General features: G+C 65.0%; 20 protein-coding genes and 1 pseudogene. 16 read left to right on the forward strand and 5 right to left on the reverse strand.

Annotation, left to right across the window (positions count from 1 at the left end; translation table 11 throughout):
• From ABT24_RS09430 to ABT24_RS09465, 8 genes are all read left to right on the forward strand, one after another.
• Positions 1-1102, forward strand: a 1102-nt coding sequence (locus tag ABT24_RS09430; protein ID WP_286737730.1) for a flagellar basal body P-ring protein FlgI, incomplete at its 5' end; no start/stop codon positions are given.
• 22 nt (positions 1103-1124) lie between these two features.
• Positions 1125-2222 (forward strand): flagellar assembly peptidoglycan hydrolase FlgJ, encoded by a 1098-nt coding sequence (flgJ, locus tag ABT24_RS09435; RefSeq protein ID WP_276731752.1) that lies wholly within the window; start codon positions 1125-1127, stop codon positions 2220-2222.
• Positions 2223-2275: 53 nt separating this feature from the next.
• Complete coding sequence (locus ABT24_RS09440; protein ID WP_276731755.1) at positions 2276-2674, forward strand: hypothetical protein; 399 nt, start codon at positions 2276-2278, stop codon at positions 2672-2674.
• A 1-nt stretch (position 2675) separates the two neighbouring features.
• The gene (gene flgK / locus ABT24_RS09445; RefSeq protein WP_276731758.1) at positions 2676-4679 is read left to right on the forward strand and encodes a flagellar hook-associated protein FlgK; all 2004 of its coding nucleotides are present in this window, start codon (positions 2676-2678) and stop codon (positions 4677-4679) included.
• Positions 4680-4696: 17 nt separating this feature from the next.
• Positions 4697-5950 carry a flagellar hook-associated protein FlgL gene (gene flgL / locus ABT24_RS09450; RefSeq protein ID WP_276731761.1) on the forward strand — a complete coding sequence of 418 codons (1254 nt, stop codon included), beginning with the start codon at positions 4697-4699 and terminating at the stop codon, positions 5948-5950.
• Positions 5951-5954: 4 nt separating this feature from the next.
• The gene (locus tag ABT24_RS09455; RefSeq protein ID WP_276731764.1) at positions 5955-10199 is read left to right on the forward strand and encodes a rhamnan synthesis F family protein; all 4245 of its coding nucleotides are present in this window, start codon (positions 5955-5957) and stop codon (positions 10197-10199) included.
• 120 nt (positions 10200-10319) lie between these two features.
• Positions 10320-11600: an EAL and HDOD domain-containing protein gene (locus tag ABT24_RS09460; RefSeq protein WP_276731767.1), complete on the forward strand. Its 1281-nt coding sequence runs from the start codon at positions 10320-10322 to the stop codon at positions 11598-11600.
• Positions 11601-11611: 11 nt separating this feature from the next.
• Positions 11612-12352, forward strand: a complete 741-nt coding sequence (locus ABT24_RS09465) for a flagellar brake protein (RefSeq protein WP_276731771.1) — start codon at positions 11612-11614, stop codon at positions 12350-12352.
• A 53-nt stretch (positions 12353-12405) separates the two neighbouring features.
• Here the strand turns inward: ABT24_RS09465 and fliW are convergent, their stop codons facing one another.
• The 5 genes from fliW to ABT24_RS09490 all read right to left on the reverse strand — a co-directional run bounded on the left by fliW (position 12406) and on the right by ABT24_RS09490 (position 16189).
• Positions 12406-12849, reverse strand: coding sequence for a flagellar assembly protein FliW (gene fliW, locus ABT24_RS09470; protein ID WP_276731775.1), 444 nt, complete (start codon positions 12847-12849; stop codon positions 12406-12408).
• Positions 12850-12917: 68 nt separating this feature from the next.
• The gene (locus ABT24_RS09475) at positions 12918-13181 is read right to left on the reverse strand and encodes a carbon storage regulator (protein ID WP_156052837.1); all 264 of its coding nucleotides are present in this window, start codon (positions 13179-13181) and stop codon (positions 12918-12920) included.
• A gap of 24 nt (positions 13182-13205) precedes the next feature.
• Positions 13206-13634, reverse strand: a complete 429-nt coding sequence (locus ABT24_RS09480; protein ID WP_276731780.1) for a flagella synthesis protein FlgN — start codon at positions 13632-13634, stop codon at positions 13206-13208.
• A gap of 12 nt (positions 13635-13646) precedes the next feature.
• Complete coding sequence (gene flgM, locus ABT24_RS09485) at positions 13647-13991, reverse strand: flagellar biosynthesis anti-sigma factor FlgM (protein WP_276731782.1); 345 nt, start codon at positions 13989-13991, stop codon at positions 13647-13649.
• 107 nt (positions 13992-14098) lie between these two features.
• Positions 14099-16189 (reverse strand): EAL domain-containing protein, encoded by a 2091-nt coding sequence (locus ABT24_RS09490; protein ID WP_276731785.1) that lies wholly within the window; start codon positions 16187-16189, stop codon positions 14099-14101.
• 155 nt (positions 16190-16344) lie between these two features.
• On the opposite strand from ABT24_RS09490, the gene ABT24_RS09495 reads away from it, so the two are divergent.
• The 8 genes and pseudogenes from ABT24_RS09495 to ABT24_RS09525 all read left to right on the forward strand — a co-directional run bounded on the left by ABT24_RS09495 (position 16345) and on the right by ABT24_RS09525 (position 23626).
• Positions 16345-16764, forward strand: a complete 420-nt coding sequence (locus ABT24_RS09495) for a chemotaxis response regulator CheY (protein WP_041608586.1) — start codon at positions 16345-16347, stop codon at positions 16762-16764.
• The gene (locus tag ABT24_RS09500) at positions 16761-17318 is read left to right on the forward strand and encodes a protein phosphatase CheZ (RefSeq protein WP_276731789.1); all 558 of its coding nucleotides are present in this window, start codon (positions 16761-16763) and stop codon (positions 17316-17318) included. Before ABT24_RS09495 ends, ABT24_RS09500 begins: the two co-directional genes overlap by 4 nt.
• Before the next feature lie 19 nt (positions 17319-17337).
• Positions 17338-19338, forward strand: coding sequence for a chemotaxis protein CheA (locus ABT24_RS09505; protein WP_276731792.1), 2001 nt, complete (start codon positions 17338-17340; stop codon positions 19336-19338).
• A gap of 82 nt (positions 19339-19420) precedes the next feature.
• A complete protein-coding gene (locus tag ABT24_RS09510; protein ID WP_276731795.1) occupies positions 19421-20035 on the forward strand; it encodes a chemotaxis protein in 615 nt (204 codons plus the stop codon).
• The gene (locus ABT24_RS09515) at positions 20032-20784 is read left to right on the forward strand and encodes an oxygen-binding di-iron domain-containing protein (protein ID WP_276731799.1); all 753 of its coding nucleotides are present in this window, start codon (positions 20032-20034) and stop codon (positions 20782-20784) included. The genes ABT24_RS09510 and ABT24_RS09515 overlap by 4 nt, the downstream gene beginning before the upstream one ends.
• A gap of 514 nt (positions 20785-21298) precedes the next feature.
• Positions 21299-21643, forward strand: a pseudogene (locus ABT24_RS15650) (methyl-accepting chemotaxis protein); the annotation flags it as partial.
• Positions 21644-21709: 66 nt separating this feature from the next.
• Positions 21710-22069: a CZB domain-containing protein gene (locus tag ABT24_RS15655; protein ID WP_423837700.1), complete on the forward strand. Its 360-nt coding sequence runs from the start codon at positions 21710-21712 to the stop codon at positions 22067-22069.
• Positions 22070-22309: 240 nt separating this feature from the next.
• Entirely contained in the window at positions 22310-23626 is a 1317-nt protein-coding gene (locus ABT24_RS09525) for a methyl-accepting chemotaxis protein (protein ID WP_276731806.1), read from the forward strand.
• Positions 23627-23644 lie beyond the last annotated feature (18 nt).

Genomic DNA, 23644 nt, shown 5'->3' on the forward strand with positions numbered 1-23644 from the left:
GCTCGCCTGGCTGGCGGCGCTCTGCCTGCTCTGCGCCGCGGCGTTGCCCGCTCACGCCGCCGCCATTCGCGATCTCACCAGCGTGCAGGGGGTGCGGGTGAACCAGCTCGTCGGCTACGGCCTGGTGGTCGGCCTCGGCGGCACCGGCGACCAGGCCACGCAGGTGCCCTACACCACGCAATCGCTGCTCTCCATGTTTCAGCGCCTGGGCATCAACCTGCCGCCCGGCGTAGCTTCCAACCTGCAACCGAAAGACGTGGCCGCGGTGATGATCACTGCCAACCTGCCACCGTTTTCGCAGCCTGGCCAGCAGATCAACGTGACCGTCTCGGCGGTGGGCAATGCCTCCAGCCTGGCCGGTGGCACCCTGCTGATGACCCCGCTCAAAGGCGCTGACGGCCAGACCTACGCCGTGGCCCAGGGCAGTGTGGTCGTTAGCGGCTTCGGCGCCGCTTCGGGGGGCAACAGCACCCAGGTCAACTTTCTCACCGCGGGCATGATCGCCAACGGCGCCACGGTCGAACGCGCCGTGGCGAACAATTTCGACAAGGCGGGCCCGATCACCCTTGCGCTCAACTCCCCCAGCTTCGGCACCGCCAGCCGCGTGGCCGATTCCATCAACCAGCGTTTCGGCGCGGGCACGGCCACGGCGCTCAACGCCGGGGTCATTCAGGTGAATGCGCCGCTGACCGCGGGCGACCGCACCGCCTTTCTCGGCCAGGTCGAAGCGCTGGATGTCTCACCCGAATCGCCACCGGCCAAAGTGGTGATCGACGCCCGCAGCGGCACCGTGGTGCTGGGGCAGAACGTCACCCTGGGCGCCTGCGCGGTGGCGCACGGCAATCTGTCGGTCACCATCAACACGCAGTACGAAGTCAGCCAACCCAACCCGCTCGGCGCGGGGCAAACGGCGGTGGTACCCAAAACCGATGTGAAAGCCAAGACGGATAAGGCCAATCTGCTTATGTTCAAGCCCGGCGTCACGCTCGAAGCGGTGGTGCGCGCACTCAACGCCGTAGGCGCGGCGCCCAACGACCTCATCGCCATTCTGCAGGCCATGAAGGCGGCGGGTGCGCTGCATGCCCAGCTCGAAGTGATTTGAGCGAGTCGAGAGCCCATCCGCCATGACCACGCCGCCCAGCCCGCCCCTGTCCCCGCTGCCGCCCAGCGGCGCGGCGGCGTCCAACAGTCTGTCGTTTCAGGGGCTGAACCAGCTCAAGGCTGCCGCCAATGCCGACCCGCGCAGCCCGCAGGCGATCAAGGCCGTAGCGCAGCAATTCGAGGCGCTGCTGATGCAGCAAATGCTCAGCGCCATGAACGCCACCAGTCTGGGGCCGGACTTGCTGGGCGACACCGCGGGGCCGATGTTCAAGTCGATGTTCACCCAGCAACTCGCCACCACCCTCAGCCAAGGGCAAGGCATGGGGCTGGCCACCTATATCGCTCGCGAACTGTCCACCCGGTATGGACTCAACCCCGGACTCGACCCCGCCTCGTCTAAGCAGCCTTCGGTCACGCCCGCCGCACCCGCTGACGGCGGATCGATCGCCGCAAATGCGGTGAACACACAGGCCACTGCGCTTCCGCTGGCCAGCGCGGCAGCGGCCTTACCCGTGCAGTCGCTCGCCACCTACCGTCAGAACGCCCTGCCGGTGCAGCCGCTCAACCCGACGCCCGGCACCTCGCCCACCGCGCCCAGCTCGCCTGCCAAAAGCGCCACCTCGCCGCTCGAACAGGCCAAGTCCTTCATCGCCAGCATTCTGCCCAGCGTACAGACCGCGGCCAAACAGCTGGGCGTCGCGCCTGTGGCCATTCTGGCGCAGGCCGCGCTCGAAACCGGCTGGGGGCAGCACGCACCGGGCAACAATGTGTTTGGCGTCAAGGCGGGCAGCGGCTGGGCCGGCGGCACCGTGCAGACACTCACCCGCGAATTTCAGAATGGCGTAGCGTCGGTGGGCACTGCCGCCTTCCGCGCTTACCAGAACGTGGCCGACAGTGTGGACAATTACGCCGCCCTGCTCTCCCGTCCGCGTTACCAGTCGGCCCGTGGTCAGGGCAACGATATCTCGGCATTCGCCAGCGCGCTGCAGCGCAGCGGCTACGCCACCGATCCCGACTATGCCGCCAAGCTGGTGGCCATCGCCCGCAGCCCGCGCATGCAGCTGGCGCTGCAGCAACTTGGGGTAGATTCAGGGCCGGATTCAAGTTCTGCAGCGCAGTGACGTTATCTCTCATACTCCCTGCGCCCTTACTCCCTGCGCCCGCATCCGCCGCCATGTCCCAGCTCCAGCCCCCTCAAGACGAACGCCAGCTCGTCGCTGCGCTCACCGAAGTGCTGCGCCAGCAGCGTCAGGCGCTGGTGAATACCGGCAGCGAAGGCGCCGCGCCCGTGACCCCCATCTGGCAACCGCTGCTTCAGGCGCTCGAAGGCTTTGCGCAGCGCCGCCGCTCGGGCGACCCCATGCTCGACCACAGCCCCGAGATCACCGCCGAAGTCACCGCCTTGCGCGACGAAACCCTGGCGCTGCAGCACACCCTCACTGTCTGGAGCGCCGCGCTGCAGCAGGCCATCACCCAATCGCAGCGGCAAACCGCCGAACCCACTTACGGGCCGGCAAGCGGCGTGGCCAAAGGGTATGGCCAGACGCAAGGCCAATCTTTAGGGAGGGGATGAGATGTCAGGCATCAGCGGGCTTCTCAACAATGCCCTCACCGGCTTGCAGGCGGCGCAGTCTGCGCTGCAGGTCACGGGCAACAATATCGCCAACGTCAACACGCCCGGCTACAGCCGCGAAACGGCGGTGCAAAGCACCCTCACGCCCAGCCTGTACGGCGGGCAATATCTGGGCAACGGCACGCAGATCGACGCCGTCACCCGCAGCTACAACAGCTATCTGCAGTCGCAGGTGTGGAGCACGGCGGCCACCGCCAGCGGCGCAAACACCCTCAACACCCAGATCCAGCCCATCGCCAATCTGATCGCTGGCACCGACTCGGGTCTGAGCACCTCGATCAACCAGTTTTTCGCCAGCGGCGTGGCGCAGGTCGCGGCCAATCCGGCCGATCTCCCGTCGCGGCAAAGCCTCATCAGCCAGTCGCAGTCGCTGGCCCAGACCATTCAGACTTCGGCCCAGCAACTGCAAAGCGCGGCGAGTGGCGTCAACCAGCAACTCGGCCAGAGCGTGACCGCCATCAACAGCCTCACGCAGCAGATCGCCCAGCTCAACGTTCAGATCAATACCCTCTCGGGCGCCGGCAGCACGCCCAACTCGCTGCTCGACCAGCGCGATCAGCTCATCACCCAGTTATCGGGCCAGGTGGGCGTAACCGTGCTGCCGCAAGACGGCAATCAGGTCAACGTGTTCACCGGTAACGGCCAGGTGCTGGTGGCCGGTGCGCAATCGTTCGACCTGAAAACCACGCCCAGTGCCTACGACCCGTCGCAGCTCGAAGTGGCCTACGCCTCCAATGGCGCGGTGCTGTCGCAGGGCCTGCAAGGCGGCACGTTGGGTGGGCTGCTGCAGTTCCGCAGCCAGGTGCTGCAGCCCGCGCAGAATGCGCTCGGCCGCATCGCCGACGGTCTGGCTTCGGCCATGAACAGCCAGCAGGCGCAGGGGATCGATCTCAACGGCCAGTTCGGCGCGGCCCTGTTTCAGGCCGGGCCGGTGCAGGTGCTCGCCAGCTCGGCCAATACCGGCAATGCCGTCATCAGCGGCAGCGTGGTCGATGCCAATGCCCTCACCACCGCCGACTACCGGCTGAACTACGACGGCAGCAACTGGTCGGTCACCAATCTTTCCACGGGCCAGCCCGTCAGCGGAGCGACGGTGGGCACCTCGGGCAGCGCCACCGTGCTGAACTTCGACGGCGTGCAGGTCAACGTCAGCGGGGCGCAGGCGGGCAACAGCTTTGAGGTGCAGCCCACGCGCTACGGGGCGCTCAACTTTCAGTCCGTCCTCACCAACCCCACGCAAATCGCCGCAGCCTCGCCCTATGTTTCCAGCGCGGGGCAGATGCAGTCGGGCAGCCTGGTCAACACCAATCTGGGCAACCTCACCCTGTCGGCCGGGCAATACAGCGCCACTAGCGGCGCCGGCGCTTTGGTCATTTCGGGCGCGAGCGTGCCGACCACCCTGCAGGTCACGCTCACCAGTGGCGGCACCAGCGGCGCCGTGGGCTTTCAGGTCACGCAATCCGGCTCGGCCACCGTGCTGGCCAGCGGCAGCCTGAGCCTGGGCGGCAGCGGGCAGGTGCTGTCCATCCCTTACGCCAACAACCCGCCGGGCGGCTACTGGAACGTCACCCTCGCCGGCAGCACCGCCGTCTCGGGCGACGCCTTCACCCTAAGCCCGGCCAGCGGTGGCAATGGCGGCAATGCGCAGGCCATGGCCGCGCTGCAAACCGCCAAAACGCTCGAAGGCGGCAGCACCTCGCTCGAAGGCGCTTATTCGCAGCTCGTCAGCCAGGTCGCCACGCAGGGCAACCAGGCGCAGAGCGCACTGAGCGCGGCCAGCGCCGTCGCCGCCCAGGCGTCTGCCGCGCAGCAGTCGGTCTCGGGTGTGAATCTCGACGAAGAAGCGACCAACCTCATTCAGTATCAGCAGGCGTATCAGGCCGCGGCCAAGGCCATTCAGGTGGGCAACAGCCTGTTCACCTCGCTATTGCAGGCCGTGCAGTAAAAAGGAAGGGCATCGCCATGCGCATCAGCACCTCACAGTTCTACGCCGCCAGTCTCACCGGCATCCTCAATCAGCAGAACACGCTGGGCACCCTGAGCCAGCAACTCTCCACCGGCAGCACCCTGGTCAACCCCTCAGACCAGCCGGTCGCCGCGGCGCAGAACGTCGCCCTCACCGGGCAGATCAACCGCCTGGCCGGCTACACGCAAAACGGCCAGAACGCGCAAAACTCGCTGCAACTCGAAAGCGCCACGGTGCAAAGCGTCACCACCCTGGTCAGCCAGGCGCGGCAACTCGCGGTGCAGATGAACAACGGCACCGTCAGCTCGCAAGACCTGCAAAACGCTGCCGCCACCATGCAAGGCTATGTGCAGCAACTCGCGCAATACGCCAACACCCAAGACGGCCAGGGCAACTATCTTTTCGCCGGCAGCAAGAGCGGCGCCCAGCCCTTCGTCATTCAGGCGGATGGCAGCGTGCAATACCAGGGCGATGGCGGGCAGAACCAGCTCGCGCTCGGCCCCAATCTGAACACCGCCATCGGCGACCCCGGCAACGCGCTGTTCATGAATGCACGCGCGGGCAACGGCACCTTCAGCGTGAACGCCGCCAGCAGCAACACCGGCGGCGCCACCGCCGGGCCCGGCACCGTCAACAACACCGCCCTGGCCCAGCAAACCCTGCAGGTCGACGGCACGCAGTACCAGATCAGTTTCAGCGGCAGCGGTGGGTCGATGACCTACTCCGTGGCGAGCGGCACGGGCGGCGCGTTCTCCGCCAGCCCGGTCGCCAGCGGCAGCTTCACCGCGGGCATGAGCATCAGCCTGCCCCCCGGCAGCAATCCGGCCATCACCGTGCCCATCGTCGGCACCCCGTCGTCGGGCGACAGTTTCACCATCGGCGCCGCCGCGCCGCAAAGCCTGTTCCAGACTTTTCAGTCGCTGGCGCAGGCCTTCTCGGCTTCGGCGCAAGCCTCCGGTGCGAACGCCTTGCGCGCGCAATCCATCAGCAACGCCCTGGCCAGCCTCGACCAGAACCAGACCAACCTGCTCAGCGCCCAAGCTAGCATCGGCAGCCGCCTGCAGCAAGTGCAGGCCGTGCAGACGCAAAACTCCAGCCTCACCCTGCAACTGCAAACCCAGCAGACCCAACTCACCAGCATCAACTACCCGCAGGTCATCACCGAATACCAGTCCAGCCTCACCGCCCTGCAGGCCGCGCAAAAGGCGTTTACGCAGGTACAGGGGTTGAGCTTGTTCCAATACCTCTGACACCATGACCTCATCTTCCCCTCCTCTTTGGGAGTCACTCGACTCGGCGGACACTGCAGAGGTCGGCGCCTATCACAGCAACCCGCGGGCCGATCTTCTCAGCCTGCTGCGCCAGCCGCCGCGCCGCGTGCTGGATGTGGGCTGCGCTTCCGGCGCCATGGGCGCCGGGCTGAAGCTGAAATTTCCCGCCGTCGAGTTGTGGGGCATTGAGGGAAATGTGCAGGTCGCTCAACTCGCGCAAGCGCATTACCACCGCGTGATACCCGGTTTACTGCAGGACATCGACTTGGCCGCGCACGGTCTGAAAAGCGCCAGCATCGACACCCTGGTGCTGGCCGATGTGCTCGAACACATGCCCAATCCCTGGCGCGCGCTCGACACCCTGCGTCCCTGGCTGAGCGGCGATGCGCAGGTGCTCGTGAGCCTGCCGAACGCGCGCAATCTGTGGCTGATCAACGAACTCGCCGAGGGCCGCTGGACGTATGAACAGTCCGGCATTCTCGACATCACCCATCTGCGCTTTTTCACCCGCGACGAAGGCCAGCGCATGCTGGAGCAAACCGGCTACACGGTCGAGGCGATGGCATACGGCCCGGACAGCCGTTTTTTCCAGACGACGCGGCCTACTGTCTTCCCGGCCAATCTCGAAACTGAAAACCTTGTGGTCAAAAACGTCACCGCAGACGAATATCAGCAACTCACCAGTCTGCAAGTGTTCTATCGCGCGCGGCCGAACCCGGCGCAGAACCGGATATTCATTCCCACCCGCGCGGCTTCCGCTGCGCAACCCGTTCAAGTTCCATCTCCCGTGCTGCACGCGGGTCGACCGCACGGAAACGGGACTGCAGTGCTGCTGCACCTGTACTACCCCGATCTGTGGCCGGAATTCCTTGCTCACCTGAAAACACTGCCCACGCCCTGCGATGTGTATGTCTCCTTGAGCGAAGGCCGCGAGGAACTACTGACCGATATCGTGCGCGATCTGCCTGACGCCATGGTGATGCGCCATCCCAACAAGGGCCGTGACATCGCCCCTCGCCTTGCCTTGCTGCGCCTGGCGCGGGCGCACAACTACGACCAACTGTTGTTTCTCCACGGCAAAAAATCCCCGCACCTCAAGGAAGTCGAAAACATCCACATCCCGTTTTTGCAGCACAAGGACGGCGACCGCTGGCGGCGCGAACTCCTGGCCGCACTGCTCGACGCTTCCGAGCAGACGATTGCCGCATTTGCGCAGCAACCCAAGCTTGGACTCATCGGCCCCCACGGCTTCTGGCTGGGTCTGCGTGGCGATGCCAACTTTCCCCGACTGTCCGCGCAGGCGCAGCGTATGGGCATCACCCCAGACCCGGCACGGCACGGCTATTTCGCCGGATCGATGTTCTGGTGCCGACCCCAGGCGCTCGACCCGCTGCTGGCACTCGATCTGAAAGACGCGGATTTCGAGGACGAAACCGGTCAGACCGACGGCACCCTGGCCCACGTGGTCGAACGCCTGTTTGCCCTCAGCGCCGAAAAAGCCGGGTTCCAGATCGCAGACACTGCCGGAAACTTCCTGGCGTCCCCGCCGAAGCCGATCGTTCCCTGGCTGCCCGAAGGGCGCTGGCTTCCGCAGGAACGGGACTGGGCGCTCCAGACCGTGCACGACTGGAGCCGAAGCGGGGCAACCGCCCCGCGCATCACGCTGGCGTTGCTGCCGCACCCCGTCCACCCCGCGCAGCACACACTGCTAAGCATCGCAGGCCAGTGGTTCGCAGTTCATAACCTGGCCGAACTGCCGTCATCCCTGCTGCCGTCTTCTCCTGCGCAAGATCTGCTGGCAGCGGCCAACCACGCTCTGACGAACAACGACGCCGACTGGCTCGGCCTGATCGACGCGGGCGACCAGCTTGCGCCGGATGCGCTGTTCCGCATCGCGCATGCCGTGCGCGAGCATCCGCAGTGGCAGATCGTCTACACCGACGAAGATCAGATCACCGCCGATGGTCAGCACACCAACCCGCATTGCAAGCCTGACTTCAATCTCGACTATCTGCGCAGCCTGCCCTATGTCGGCGGGCTGCTGTTGATTCGGCGCGATCTGTTCGAGGCGCTCGGCGGCTTCGACCCGCAGGCTGAAGGCGCGGAAGACTACGACCTGATGCTGCGGGCGTGGGAGCATCTGCAGCGCACCGGGGCACGAGAAGCCGCCGTCGGCCATGTGCCCGAGGTGCTCTATCACCGCCTTCAGGGTTCGGGGCATACGCAAAAGTCGGTGCCCGAAATTCTGCAAGCCGGGCACTCGGCGCTGCAGCGCCATTTCGAGCGTCTGGGCATTGCGGCGCAGGTGCAGCCGGGGCCATTTCCGCCCTCGTTCCGCGTGCGCTGGCCGCTGCCCGAAGCGCGGCCGCTGGTGTCCATCCTCATTCCCACGCGCGACCAGTTGCCGCTGCTGCAGCGCTGCGTGGAGTCGGTGATCGAAAAAACCAAGTACCCGGCTTACGAAATTCTCATCATCGACAACGACAGCCAGACGATCGATGCGCGCAACTATCTGGCCGCCATCGAAGCCAAGGAGGCCGAACTCGGCGGCCGCCTGCGCGTGGTGCGCCAGCCCGGCCCGTTCAACTTCTCGGCGATGAACAACGCCGCTGCCCGCGCCGCGCGCGGCGACTATCTGCTGCTGCTCAACAACGACACCGCTGCGCTGCACGACGACTGGCTCGACGAAATGATGGGCCACGCCGTTCGGCCCGATGTGGGCATCGTCGGCGCCAAGCTGCTCTACCCCGATGGCAAGATTCAGCATGCCGGGGTCATTCTCGGTCTGCGCGGCCCGGCGGAGCATCCCTTCATCGGCCGCCCGCCCGAAGACCGCGGCTACTTCGGCCGTGCCCAGCTCACGCAAAATCTCTCGGCCGTGACCGGCGCCTGCCTGCTGGTGCGCAAAAGCGTTTACGAGCAGGTGGGCGGGCTGGACGAACAGGCTTTCAAGGTGTCTTACAACGACATCGATCTGTGTTTGAAAGTGCGCGAGGCGGGCCTGCGCATCGTGTTCACGCCCTACGCGCTGCTGATGCACGAAGGCTCGGCCAGCCAGAAGAGCGGCACCGAGACCCAGCTTGACAACGCCAAGCTCAAACGCTTCGCTGCCGAAAAAGACGCCATGTATGCCAAGTGGCTACCGCAGCTCGCCTTCGACCCCGCCTACAACCGCCACCTTAGCCTTGCGAGCACCGACTTTCTGCTCGACGATCAGCCCTGCCTGAGCTGGGACCCAGATTGGCGGCCCCGTCCGCGGGTGCTGGTGCATTCGGCCGACCGCGAAGGCTGCGGCGAGTACCGCATCATTGCGCCCATGCGCGCGCTCAACCGCGCCGGGCTCACCCAGGGCTGGGAGACCATGCGCCTGTTCGAGCCCGCCGAAATGGAACGCATGCAGCCCGACAGTCTGGTGGTGCAGCGCCAGATGGAGTGGCCGCAGATCGAGGCGCTGGAGCGCCACGCCCGTACCTCCAAGGCGTTTCGCGTGTTCGAGATCGACGACCTCATCACCAATCTGCCGCACAAAAGCGTGCACAAAAGCACCATCCACAAAGACATCGCCAAGCGCTTTCGCAAGGCCGCCGGGCTGTGCAACCGGCTGGTGGTGGCTACCGAACCGCTGGCCAAGGCTTATGCCCATTTCACCGACGAAGTCGTGGTGCAGCCCAATTACCTCGAAGCCGCGCGCTGGGGCCATTTGCAACCGGTGCGTGCCGAGCGCAGCAAGCCCCGCGTGGGTTGGGCCGGGGGCGTGGGCCATACCGGCGATCTCGAACTGATTGCCGATCTGGTGCGCGATACGGCCAGTGAAGTCGATTGGGTGTTTTTCGGCCTGTGCCCTGAAGCGCTCAAACCGCTGGTCAAGGAGTTTCACCCCGGCGTGCCGCTCGATCAATACGCCGCCAAGCTGGCCGCGCTCGATCTCGACCTGGCCGTCGCCCCGCTGGAAGACAACGCCTTCAACGAAGCCAAGAGCCATCTGCGCCTGCTGGAATACGGCATCCTTGGCTACCCGGTCATCTGCTCCGATCTCACGCCGTATCAGGGCGATTTTCCGGTCACCCGCGTGGCCAACCGCTACCGCGACTGGACGCGCGCGCTGCGCGAAGCCGTCTCCGACCGCGCCGCGCTGCGCGCCCAGGGCGACGCGCTACGCGCCAAGGTGCTGGCCGACTGGATGATGGAAGACCATCTCGACACCTGGCTGAAAGCCTGGCTGCGCTGAAGTCACGTCGGACAACGAAGCGAGGCTGTTTTTACGCAACACGGCGGGCCAGCGCTAGGTCAACGCCTTTGGGCCGCTGCTAGCATCAACGCAACGATCGTGACTCCATTTTCCGTTCCCATGAACAGCCCCTTCACCTCGCCAGACACCGACGCGCCCGAAGCACCGGGCGCGGTCATGCAAGCACACATCGCGCGCCAGCCCATCGTCGACCGCAAACAGCAGATCGTCGGCTACGAGTTGTTCGCGCGCGAAAGCGGCACGGCCGAACACGCGCCCACCGAGCACAGTGCCGAGAGCGATAGCGTGCTGCTGTTCAACGCCCTGTCCAACATCGGCGCCGAGAGGCTGTTCGGCGAAAAACTCGCCTTCATCAACTGCGTGGTCGAAGACCTCAAGGCCGAACATCTCGACATCGTTTTCCCGGATCGCATCGTGCTCGAAGTGCCGCGCATCTATGGCGACGACCCCACCGGCATCGCCGAGGTCGCCGCCCAGCTCAAGCCGCTGCGCGAACGCGGGTTTCATCTTGCGGCCGGCCCCTTCGCCGCCGCCTCGCTGTATGCCGCCTGGCTGCCGCTTCTCAGCTACATCAAGGCGGATGTTCAGAGCCTTTCGGCCAACGTGGCCGTGGCCCTGCAGCGCAAGGCCGAAAGCCAACGCAGTGTGCGTCTGGTGGCCGAACGCGTGGAAACGCCCGAGCAGTTCAAGACCTATTTCGACGCCGGTTTTCACTTCTTTCAGGGCTATTACTTCGCCCGGCCGCAGACCATCAGCGCCAAGGTCATCAACCCGGCGCACGCCAATGTGCTGCAACTGATGAATCTGGTCATGCGGCAAGCCGAACTGAACGAGATCGAGCAGGTGCTCAAGCGCGATCCGGCGCTGTCCTTCAAGCTGCTGCGCTACATCAACTCCTCCGGTTTCGGCCTGATGTCGGAAGTCACCTCGTTCCGCCATGCCGCCGCCATTCTGGGTTACAAAAAGCTGTTCCGCTGGCTCGCGCTGCTGCTCGCCACCGTGCCCGGCAATGCCGCCTCTCCGGCCGTGGCGCGCACCGCCATCACCCGCGGCCGCATGATGGAGCTGTTGGCCAAGGGCACGCTCTCCGACGAAGATGCCGACAACGCTTTCGTGGTGGGCATCTTCTCGATGCTCGACGTCATGCTCGGCGTGCCGATGGAAAAGGCCCTGTCCGAAATCACTCTGTCCGAGCCCATCGTCATGGCCTTGAAAGACAACACCGGCATTTTCGGCAGCTACCTGCAGCTCACCCGCGCCGTGGAGCAACGCGATTTCGACAACATCGACTTCCTCGCCATGGCGCTGGGCATTCAGAGCTGGCGCGTCAGTTCCGTTCATCTGGCCGCGCTCGCCTGGGTGGAAGAGCTGGGCATCTGACAAGGCTCTCCATGAAAGAGGTCACCGCCAAGCTGTTCCGCGAGGAATATCAGGTCAACTCCGAGCAGAAAGCCGATCATGTGCTGCACAAAATCATCGAGCGCCACGAGCCACTGGCCGTGCTGCCGCATGATCGGGCCGAGGAATTCAGCTCGGCCCTGCTGGTGGTCAACCGTCCCAAGCACTGGTTGATCATCGATGAACTCACCCCCGACGGCGGCAACCGCCGACTGGAAAATGGCGCGCCGTTTTTCACCATCGGGCGGTATGAAGGCGTGTTCGTCGGCTTTCAGTCCAAGCTGATCAATCGCATCGATTACGAGGGTTATGGCGCGCTGCGCATCGCCTACCCCGATCTCATCTATTACCTGCAGCGACGCAATTTTTTCCGCGTGACCGTCGCACCGGGCGATCTGAGTACGGTGGACCTTCAGCGCCGCGGCGCCAAACCGCTCTACGGCCAATGCCACGACCTGAGCGTCAACGGCATGCGTCTGCTGGTGCCCTCGGCACTCGACTACGCCTTGACCACGGGCGAATACATCCCCATGGTGCGCTTCAGTCTGGAAGATGTGGAGCTGGCGGTCGAGGCAGAGGTGCGTTTTGTCGGGGCTTTGCGAGACACCAAAACCCGGCAGCCCATGCGCCCGCTCGGCATTCAGTTTCTGAACATGGCCCCGGCCTTCGAGCAGCGCCTGCAACAGTACGTGCAGCGGCGCGACCGCGAACTGCTGAGAGACGCTCGGCGCTGAACCGGGCGGCAGCTCGGTGTCGGCCTTGCTGCTACTTGGTTACTGCGGCCTGGCTACTGCGGATTCAGCGCCAGTAATCTCGACATCAGCCCTGGCGGCGCGAGCACTTCGGCCAGGGGCGCGAAAACACCATCGCCCTCCACCTCGGAAGCCTCGACGATGTGCTGTTCGAACTGCCCCAACTGCGCGTCAAACACCAAGGGCGCCTGCCCGTGCGCGCGCAGCGGCTGCCCACTCTGCGTGGGCAGAAGCACCATCACCATGGGCAGGGATTGCGCGTCGATCCGCGCATAGCGCAAACCAAAATGCGCTGCCGGCGCGAGCAAAAAGCTCACCCCCGCATCGTCGATCGACTGCAGCCACAAGAAGGGCAGCTCGGTTTGCACGCCGATGAGCACAAAGCGCTGCAGGGTCTCGAATCCCGGCAGCGGCGAAGACACCGTCCAGATTTGGTGTTGCCCAACGGGAAGCAAGCCAAAGCGCGTGGCCACTTCCATGGCGTTGCTCGGCGCTGTGCCAACTTGCGCAAGCGCACTCGTCGTAACGGATTCTGGCTGGGCTAGGCTCAACTCGACTCTCCATGAGGGGGCAGGTCAACCGGGGCGTCAACCGACCCAGAAACCCAATGCGCCAGTGACAGCCCTTGCGGCGCCACCGCAGCCTGGTTGCCTTGACTGATCTGGGCATAGAGTTCTTCGCGCAGAATGCGCAAGTCAAGCGGGCCCTCAATGCCGAGGCGCACCTTGCCGGGCGCGGACTGCAGCACGACCAGGCGGATGTTGTCCCCGATGCGGATGGCTTCACCGGGGCGGCGCGTCAGAATGAGCATGCATCGAGCCCGGCGGGTCGGTTGTCAGGCGCTGACTTGCAGGCGAACCGGGCCGCTGCCGGGTTGGCCCTGGCCGTGAGCGCCGTAAAGATCGACGCCTTCAGCGTTGCCGCGCAAAATTTGCAAGGCCCCTTCGGTACTGCGCACCAGCGCCGAGATCATGGCGCCGTTGCGCTGATTGGCCTCGGCGATGCTCCGCGCCAGGGTTTGAACCGCGCTCCACAAGGGGGGAGCGGATGTAGCGCCCGCTTCGGTCAGCGCGCCAAACTGCACGATGCGTTCGCGCTCCAGCGCGTCGATCTCGGCCAGCAGGCTGTTTTTACGCTCGGTCAGCGCGGGCAGTTGATCTGTGGCGGCGCGCAGCAGGCAGGCGTGCTCTTCAATCAGCAAGCGGTCGAAAGCCTGCAACTTGTCGAGTTGCAGGCGAAGCAAAGAATCGACCGACTGCGACATGGCGGGTTCAGATCAGTTGGAAGCAGGCTTGGTCGCGCCGATCAGGGCCTGGCTGTCCTGCAATAGACCACTGGCAATGCGCTGCGGATTGACCACGTATTGACCGCTGCGAATGGCGTTTTGCAGTTCGCTGATGCGCGCGTCGCTGGCCGGAGGCGTTGCGCCCTGCGTGCTGGCAAGGTTGAGCATTTGCCCGGCCCCCGAGATGGAGACCTGTTCGGTGGCCGCCGCGCCCGCCGGATTAACCGCCGGATTGGCAACCGAGCCGACAACCGAGCCCGCGCGCCGCGAAGCCGCAGCCGAGCCGCTGGCAGCGGTCGAGGCGCTGGAAAGGGGGGAATTCTGGATGGGAATCATGGTGGCATTCTCTCCTGTTGGAGTGCTCAACGTCACGCTTTTGCCGGACTTTAGGGCAAGTGTGACTTTTTTGGCAATTCCCGCCGAATGCCCCCCTTACCGCCCCTTCATCGCCCCAGTTCGGCGCGCACCAGCAGGTCGAGCTGCCGACGCATGTCTTGCTGCGCACGGGCGAATGCCGACGTCTCCAGCCCCTCGCTCAGGGCGCTGATGAGGCGCTGGTAAGCCAGGTGCAGCGGCCCGCCCTCCAGCCCCTCCACCTCGATGTAATGATGCAACGCGGTGGCGGCGCGCGCCGCGAGCGGCAGCGCGTCGGGCCAGGGCGTCATATAGGCCAGCCGCTGCTCCCACAACAGATGAGCCGCGTAGATGCCCAGGGCCGTGCGAGGATGATCGCGGTTGATCGTCAAATGAAATCCGTGCACCCAGTCCACCACCGCGTCGGCGGGCATGGGGCGAGCCAGCCCGTAGCCCTGCCCGGCGTCGGCCTGCAGAATGATGGCCGCCTCCACCAGCCCGGCCGACTCCAGCCCTTCGACCACGACGGTGCTGCCCAGATCGTGCGCCAGCCGGGTGAGATGCTGGATGAAATCGAGCGCCCGGCGCGGCGCCTTGCCCAGCCCGCCCAGCAGGCCCTGGTCGATCTTCACCTCGTCGAACGGAAAACTGTCGAGCCGCAGCAGCGAGCTGTAGCCTGAGCCGAGATCGTCTTCGGCCAGACGCACGCCGGTGGCACGAAACCGCGCCAAGAGCGCGTCGCGCCGCTCCGAAATGTCGAGATCGCTGCTTTCCAGCAATTCCAGCGTGAGGCGGCGCGGATCGAGCGCATGGCTGCGCAGCAGTTGCTCCACCCGCTCCACATAACGCGGATCGCTCAGCGCCACGGGCGGCATGTTCACCGACACATCGAGGTCGATACCCTGCTGCGCCCAGCGCTGAAGGGCATGCAAGGCCTGCTCCAGGCCCAGACTGAACAAGCGCCACATATCGTGCGCGCCCAGCACGGGCAGAAACTCACCCGGCGCGATCAGCTCGCCGCCATCGCGCCGCTGCAGCCGCGCGAGCGCCTCGAATTTCTCGGGCCGACCCGTCTTGAGGTTGACCACGGGCTGATACCGCATCTGCAGGCCCGAATGATCGAGCAGATCGACATAGAACTGCCGCCGCGCGTAAGGCACCACGCTCGAAGGACTATGCGCATAACGGGCAAACGCCAAGCCCAGCACCTTTTGCAGATGCTCGACGAACACCCGGCGCGTCGAACTGGTGAAAAAACCGGGATAGCTGCTGTAAAGATCCATCAGCGCAATGGGCTGGCCTGAGGCGTCGAGAATGGGAATGGACACGGCGCTGCGCACGCCCAGCTCGTCCGCCACATCCTTCCAGGGCAGGATCGCCGGATCGCAGGCATACGACGCGGTGTATTGCACCTCGCGGCTGCGCCAGGCGCGGCCCGAGACGCCCAAGCCTTCCGCCGCATCGCCGCGCACCGTGGTGAACGCGGCTTCGCCCGAGTCGATGCGGTCGAGGTAGAGCGACTTGAAGCGGCTGCCGAAGGCGTGTTCGAACTGCACCACGCCTGCCGCATCAGGCCGCCCAATCGTGCCCGCCAGCACACCCTCGATGTTTTCCAGCGCGCCGAGCACGGCGCGCAACAGATCGCTGAGGGTGTGCGCCGTGAGAATGGCCGCGTCGATGCGAACCAGCGCCGCGTCGAACTGCCGGACGATGTCTTCGTGCCCCTCGATCTGCCACTGCAACTCATCCTGCAGTCGGGTGATGAAGTAGCGCAGCAAAGCCGCCCGCTCCGACGGATCGACCCACGCCGCAAAGTGCCCGATCAGCAAGCGGGTGTATAGCCCGTAAGCCTCGACCAGCCACGACGCATCGAGCCCGATGAGCGCGTGCACTCGCCCCACATGCCGCGCCACCCGCACCGAAGCTTCGCTGCTGCCGACAAACAGACTGCGCAGATGGCGCTCCTGGTTGCTGCGCAGGCGCGAAAACTCGGCCACCGACAACAACTTGAGCACGCGCGAAAACCGGGTCTGCTTGAGCAGCTCGTCGTAGAACTGCCGGATGAAAGCCTCGACCACCCCATTGAGATCGGGCTGCACTGCCGCGAGCAGCGCACGCAAGGCCGCCTGCTGCTCGGCGGGCGCTGGCGGCTCGGCTGAGATATTCAACTTTTCATACATGGGGCGCCATGCTATTGATCGAAGCCAAGGGCAGGCAAGCGAAACATTTGATCCTGTTGACCTGAAACAAGTCCGCCTCGATTTCCAATGCCGCGCCGCCAAAGCGATTCAAGTTCCCGCCCCGCGTGCCGTTACTTCAAACGCAAGACAAAACCATTACGAGGCCCACCTTGAAATTCCTGGTTGTTGACGACTTTCCCACCATGCGCCGCATCGTGCGCGGCCTGCTGATGCAGACCGGCTATGTGACCGGCAATATCGACGAGGCGGAAAACGGCGAAGAGGCCTGGCGTCGGCTGCAGGCCGGCGGTATCGAGTTCGTCGTCACCGACTGGAATATGCCGGTGATGCAGGGCATCGACCTGCTCAAACACATCCGCGCCAGCGACAACCCCGCCATCCGCAGCCTGCCGGTGCTCATGGTCACGGCCGAAGCCAAGAAAGAAAACATCATCGCCGCCGCGCAGGCGGGGGTGAACGGCTACATCGTCAAGCCCTTCACCGCACAGACGCTCAAAGAAAAGCTCGACGCCATCATGGCGCGCCTCAATGCGGCGGCGGGAGCGGCCCAATGAGTCTCGACCACGCCGCCACCACGCAGACGCCGCAGCCCGCGGCCGCCTCCACCGCGCTGCACAAGCTCACCGAGGCCGACGCCCTGCTGCACGAAGGCGTGCGCCGCATCATGGCCGCCTCCAGCGATCTGCCCGAGGCCAGCCATCCGCTCGAAGAAGCGCTGCGGCTGACCGAAACCCAGGCCATGTCCACACTCGAAGCGGTGGAAAACGGCTTCACCGAAATCGCCGCCATCCGCGCCACGCATGGCGGTTTCATCGACGAGCGCCTCGACCGCCTGGAACAACAGTTCCACATCATTCTCGCCAGCCAGCAGGGGCAGGATCTCGCCGGGCAGCGGTTGAAAAAAACCATCCATCTGCTGCAGGCGGTGGAGCAGCGCATCCGTGCCGCCGTCGAGCAACTCGGCCCGCACCTTCAACCCGCGGCCACTCCCGAGGCGCCGACCCCGGCGGCCGACAGCGCCGCGCCGCTCAACGGAGTTCCCACCTACGCCGGACCCTCCTTTGCCCAGGATGACGTGGACGCCCTGCTGCGCGACCTCGGCATCTGAAACCTTCCGCCCCACCATCATGGACAACGACATCCTGCTGGAATTTCTCGCCGAATCGCGCGAGCTGCTGAGCCAGGCCCAAGACCAGTTGCTGCGGCTGGAATCCCAGCCCGACGACAGCGACGCGCTCAGCGCCATCTTCCGCGCCTTCCACACCCTCAAGGGCGGCGCCGGTTTTCTCGAAGCGCAGAACATGGTGGACTGGTGCCACCATCTCGAAGATCTGTTCGACAAAATGCGCAGCGGCAAACTGCGCGCGACCGCGCCGATGGTCGACGCCATCCTGCGCGCCACCGACGTCATCACCGCCATGCTCGACGACATGGCGCGCGGCGAAAATCCGCCGCCTGGCCCGGCCGCGTTGGGCGCAGACATCCAGGCTTTCGCCCGCGGCGAAACGCCCGCGCTGCCTGAAGTGGCCAAGGATGCAACCAATAAAGCGGCCAAGTCGCCTCCCCCCGCCGAGGTCGTGCGCGAAGGCCTCTGGGTCACGCAGACCGAACGCGACAGCGGCAGCACCGGGCTGTTTGCCGAACGCCGCACCGCCGACGCCGAGCTCACTTCCCCCGCCTCCGAAAACGGCGACTCCATCACCCAAGACGAATTCGAGCGCGTGCTCGACGACCTCTACGGCACAGGCCAGGCGCCGGGCGCGGCACCTGCTGGCGCCGTTGCGGCACCGGCCAGCCGTACCGCCGACGAGATCACCCAGGACGAGTTCGAGCGCGTGCTCGACCAGATTCACGGCGCTGGCCACGCCCCAGGTCAGGCTAGCGCGCCAGCGCCCGAAGTTGCGCAAAAATCCGCGCAAAAAGCCGAGCCCGCCGCACCAGCGGCACGCCCAGCCAACGGCAGCGCCGCCGAAGAAACCTCCATCCGCGTCGATTCCACCCGGCTCGACCAGGCGATGAACCAGGTCGGCGAACTCGTGCTGCTGCGCAACCGACTCAGCGCCGCCGTGGCCCGCATGGCGCAGGAAGACGAAGCCCTGTCCCGGCTGGCGCGCGAAACCGATCTCGCCGTCAACGACCTGCAGAACACCGTCATGCGCCTGCGCATGCAGCCGTGCAAGCGCCTGTTCCAAAGCCTGCCCCGGGTGGTGCGCGACGCCTCGCGCAGCCTGGGTAAAAAAGTGCGGCTGGACATCGAAGGCGAAGACGTGGAAATCGACAAGACCGTGGTCGATGCGCTCTCCGGCCCGCTCATTCACCTGGTGCGCAACGCGCTCGACCACGGCATCGAAGAGCCTGAGGTACGCCGTCAGGCCGGCAAGCCCGAGGAGGCCGTGCTGCGCGTGCTCGCCCGCCATCTGGGCGACAAGGTGCAGATTCAGGTGGGCGACGATGGTCGCGGCATGAACGCACAAAAAATCATGCAGCACGCCATTTCCAAAGGCGTCATCACCGCGCAGGAAGCCGCGCGCCTTTCCGAGCGCGAGATGCTCGAACTCATCTTTCTGCCCGGCTTCTCCACCAAAGAGCAGGTCAGCGAACTCTCCGGCCGCGGCGTCGGCATGGATGTGGTGCGCTCCACCGTCGCCTCGCTGCGCGGCCGCATCGACATCGACACCACGCTGGGCAAGGGCAGCACCCTCACGCTGGAGTTGCCGCTCACCATGGCCGTGCTGCCGGTGCTGTATTTCCGCCTGCGGCGCGAAACCTACGCCCTGCCGGTGGCGGCCATCGAAAACCTGCTCGCCATCGACCCCGAGCAGGTGCACTCCATCTCCGGGCGGCTGATGGTGCAGGTCGATGGCAACCGCGTGGTGCCCTACATCGATCTCGGCCAACTGCTGCAAGACCGCCCGATCGAGCTGCTCAAAGAAAAAAGCGAAGGCATTCTCATCGAGCAGGGGCTGCTGGTGGTTTCCGAGGCCATGGGCACCGAAGACTCGGTGGTCAAACCGCTGGACATCTCCACCAACGACACCCTCTACCAAGGCGCGACCATCTCGGGCAACGGCGAGGTGGTGCTCATTCTCGACGGCGCCGCGCTGGCCCGGGTGCAACGCAAGAGCTGATATGAAACTACCCCTTGACTCACTGCGCTCGTCTCCCCCCGAGGGGGCGCCGGTTCCTTCGGAACGGCCGAGCGGAACCGGCATGGACGACCGCTCCCTTGAAACCCTGCGCCGCGACTTCATCGCCGTGGCCGACGCCACCTACGCCTTTCAGGGCGCTCTGAAAAAACGCCTGCGCGAAATCGACCGCAAAGCGCTCAACGCGCAGGTGCTGGTCAAGCGCCACGGCAAGGAACTCGCCGGCTACGGCGTGGTGGCGCAGGCTTTCCGCGAAGGCGCGCAGGCCATGCAGGCTGCCGCCGAGCAGGTGCAAAAGCTCATCAACCCGTTGATGCTGCACTTCATGGAAACCCTGCGCGATGCGCAGCAGATGGAGAGCCTGCGCAACATTCACAACGCCGCCACCGCGCATTGCCCCTCACTGGCCGAGCGCATGCGCCAGCACGCCGACATGCAGGATCGCCACGCCGCGGGCAGCCGCCGCGCCGGCCTGGCGCTCAACTCGGCGCTCGACCGCTTTCAGTCCGTCATAGCCGAGCTCGACTATGTGGTGGTCAATGGCCGCATCGAAGCGGCGCTGAAAGGTACGGTCAGCGCGCCGCTGGCGCAGGTCTCGCTGGAAATGGATCGGTCTGTGAGCGGCGTGCAGGAATTGCTGCGCACCTATCGCGAACAAATTGAAAGGATCATCGAATGAAATCGCTGCAATTTTTCAGCCAGGGCAACCACCACTGGAACATCATCTACGACCAGGACGAGCGCCGCGTCATCGACTCCAACGTCTACGCCCTCAGCGTGGACGACCAAACCCTCATCCTCGATCCGGGCGGATTCGAGATCTTTCCGCAGGTGTTCAGCGCCCTGGTCGAAGTGGCCCCGCCCGGCTCGCTCAAAGCCGCCTTCGTCAGCCATCAAGACCCCGACATCGCCTCCAGCCTGCCACTGTGGAACGCTTGCAGCCCGACCATCGCCTGGCATGTGCCCAAGCTGTGGAGCGGCTTTATCCGTCACTATGGCGCGCTCGACGCCGATCTGCGCGACATTCCCGATGAAGGCGGCGAAATGACTCTGGGCTCCGCCCGGCTGCAGTTCGTCCCTGCGCATTACCTGCATTCCTCGGCGAACTTCCACGTCTATGACGCCTTCGCCAAAGTGCTGTTCTGTGGCGATGTGGGCGCGGCGCTGCTGCCCGCCGGTCATGCGCCCTTCGTCGATCGCCGCAACATCGAATCACCCGCCGCGTTCGACGAGCACATCAAGTCCGCCGAGTATTTCCATAAACGCTGGATGCCGTCGATGGCCGCCAAGCGCAATTGGTGCGAGCGTGTCTCGAAAATGGAGATCGACTTTCTCGCCCCGCAGCACGGCGCCATTTATACCGGCGAGAACGTCAAGCGCTTCATTGACTGGTTCGACGCGCTCAAGGTCGGCTCGGCCATCGAGTAAGCCCACCCCCCATCTCACCCTAATCTCTCTCGTCACCATCATGGACGCCACCGCCCTCCACTATCTGCAACAAGCTCTGGAACCGCTCGACAGCCTGGAAATGCTGGCCGAGGCCGACGCCGCCATGGAAAACCCCGTGTTGTACATGAACCGCACCGCGCGCGAAACCATGGAGCGGTTTCACACCACTCTCAACGGAGCCCTGCGCGGCGCCGACGTGCGCAACGCTCTGCACCATTCCATTCACCAGTTCCACAAAGACCCGGAACGCATCCGCGCCATCCTGCGGCGTCTGGCCGACGGCAGCCTAGACAAGCATGTGCAGGAGATGGCCGTGGGCAAGGTGATCTTCGCGCTCATTTTCGTTGCGGTGCGCGATCCGCAAGGCCAGGTCATCGCGTTTCACGCCAGTTGGCGCGATGTGTCGCACCTCAAAGACATCAGCGCCGTGAGCGACCGGCTCAAAGAGGTGGTCAGCACCCTCAACAGCGCGGCTGGCGACATCGGCCAGTCCATGACCTCGGTGGATACCGCCATTGGCAATGTGGGCCGCGCCATCAGCGGCAACGGCGCCGCAGTCGCGCACCTGCAAGAACAGGTCAACGCCATCAGCGCCATCGTGCGCAATATCCGCGAAATCTCTTACCAGACCAATCTGCTCGCGCTCAACGCCGCCATCGAGGCCGCCAGAGCCGGCGAACATGGCCGCGGCTTTGCCGTGGTCGCCGACGAAGTGCGCAATCTGGCGCGCCGGGTACAGGTCGCCACCGCCGAGGTGGAGGAAAACACCACCGCCATCGGCCAGCAGGCCCACGACATCGCCACCACCAGCGCCAATTCGGGCAAGGAGCTCGATCTGGTGCAGTCGGTCGTGGTGCGCATGAACAATCAGGTCAGCAATATGCAGACCAGCGCCACGCGCATGATGCTGCAGTCGGCGCAGGAAGATCACAAAGACTTTGTCAATCACATTCTGGCCGAAGCCTCGAAAGACAAACAGGCCCAGCTGCCCACGGAAGTCACCGACCACCACAACTGCCGCCTGGGCAAGTGGTATGACGGCCAGGGCGTGGCGACTTTTGGCGGCCTCTCCGCCTTCCGCGCGCTCGAAGCGCCCCATGCGCAGATTCACGCCACCGCGAAGCAACTGCTCGAAGCCGTGCACGGCGGTCAGCGCGATCAGGTGGCGCGTCTTTCCAGCTCACTCAGCGATCAAGAAGATCTGATCATCGACCGACTGCAAGCGCTCAGCGATGCCATCGAGAGTCAGAGCAAGATCGGCTGAAGCCCTGCCCGACCCGACAACCGGAGACAGTCAGTGGAACCCGACAGCCCCGACATGGCAATCATCGTGGATGCGGACGCATCCTCCCCCCCCCAACCTCCCCCACTGAGTGGAGGAGGAGGCAACCAGACTCCCTCTCCACAGGGTGGGAAGGGTTGGGGTGGGGAGGGTGGCCGTGAGAAAAAACAAACGTCAGTCAACACCGGAGCTCAAGTTCCCCCCGGCGGGCTGCTTGAGCGCGTGCGCGAAGACCGCGAGCGCGTGCTGCAAGCCGTGCTCGATTTGATCAGCGGCCGCGGCGATAGCGCGCTGCGCGACATCGATCTGATCGACGCCGACGATTGGGCGCGCAAGCTCGGCGGCGTGCGGCAGATGTTGCTGCACGGCGTGGACGCGCTGCGCACCACCACGCAGTCGCTCGCGTTCGCCGAAAGCCGCACCGCCGGCTTCGATCACGACATCCACGGCCTGTCGCAGCGGGTGGGCGATATGGCGGCACGGCTGCAAAGCGCCGCACTGCAAACCCACACCGCGCAAACCCAGCTCGACGATCTGCAGAGCGGCGTGGAAGCCACCCATACCTCAGTCGAGCACAGTGAAAAATCCATTTCCACCACGCTTGAAGAAGTGGCCGATGTGTCGCGTTTCATTTCCAACACCGAAGCCAAGCTCACCGGCTTTGTCGATGCCGTGCGCTCAGTCGAGACGCTCACTGCGGGCATCAGCGAAATCGCCTCGCAGACCAATCTGCTGGCGCTCAACGCCGCCATCGAGGCCGCCAGAGCTGGCGAACACGGGCGCGGCTTTGCCGTGGTCGCCGACGAGGTGCGCAATCTGGCGCGCAAGACCGCCCGCATCACCCATGAAATCGAAGACCTCACCCATAACCTGCGCGACCAGTCGTCCGATGTCGGGGTGGATATGGCCCGCTCGGTGCAACGGGTGCAGCGTGTCGGCGCCTTGGTCACCAACACCGGCGAAACGCTGGTCGAGGTCAAGAGCATGCTCGGCAAGGTACGCACCGTCACGACCGAGCAGACCGCTCTGATGCGCCAACTGGTCAGCGACGCCGACCGCCAGCGCCTGGATGCCGAACAGGCCGCCGAGCTGATGCAGGTGCTAGTGCAACGCTTCGAGGCCATGATGACCCTCATCCGCACCTCGCGCGAGCAGCTCAAGACCGGCGTCACCGCAGTGTCGAAGTGGCTTGACCCCGCCGTCACCCTGCGCGTCTCGCTGGCCATGCACTACCAGTGGATCGGCCAGTTGCTCACCGCGGCGCAGAAGCAAGAGAAGATCGACATGGATGTGTCGAACTTCCACGGCTGCTTCTTCGGCAAGTGGTACTACGGCGCGGGGGCCAGCTACTTTGGCAGCGACGCGGGCTTTGTCGGCGTCGATTCCGTCCACCAGGACGTACACCGCACCGGCCAGGCACTGGTCGAAGCCATCCGCACCGACAACACCGCGCGCACCACCGAGCTTGCCACCCGGCTGGAAGCCTTGAGCGACACCATCACCGACCGTCTGGAAGCGCTGATGCGCCAGATTCCCTGATTCATTCATTGCAGCCCA

It is taken from the genome of Thiomonas sp. SCN 64-16, assembly GCF_001725585.1.
GTDB classification, from domain to species: domain Bacteria; phylum Pseudomonadota; class Gammaproteobacteria; order Burkholderiales; family Burkholderiaceae_C; genus Thiomonas; species Thiomonas arsenitoxydans.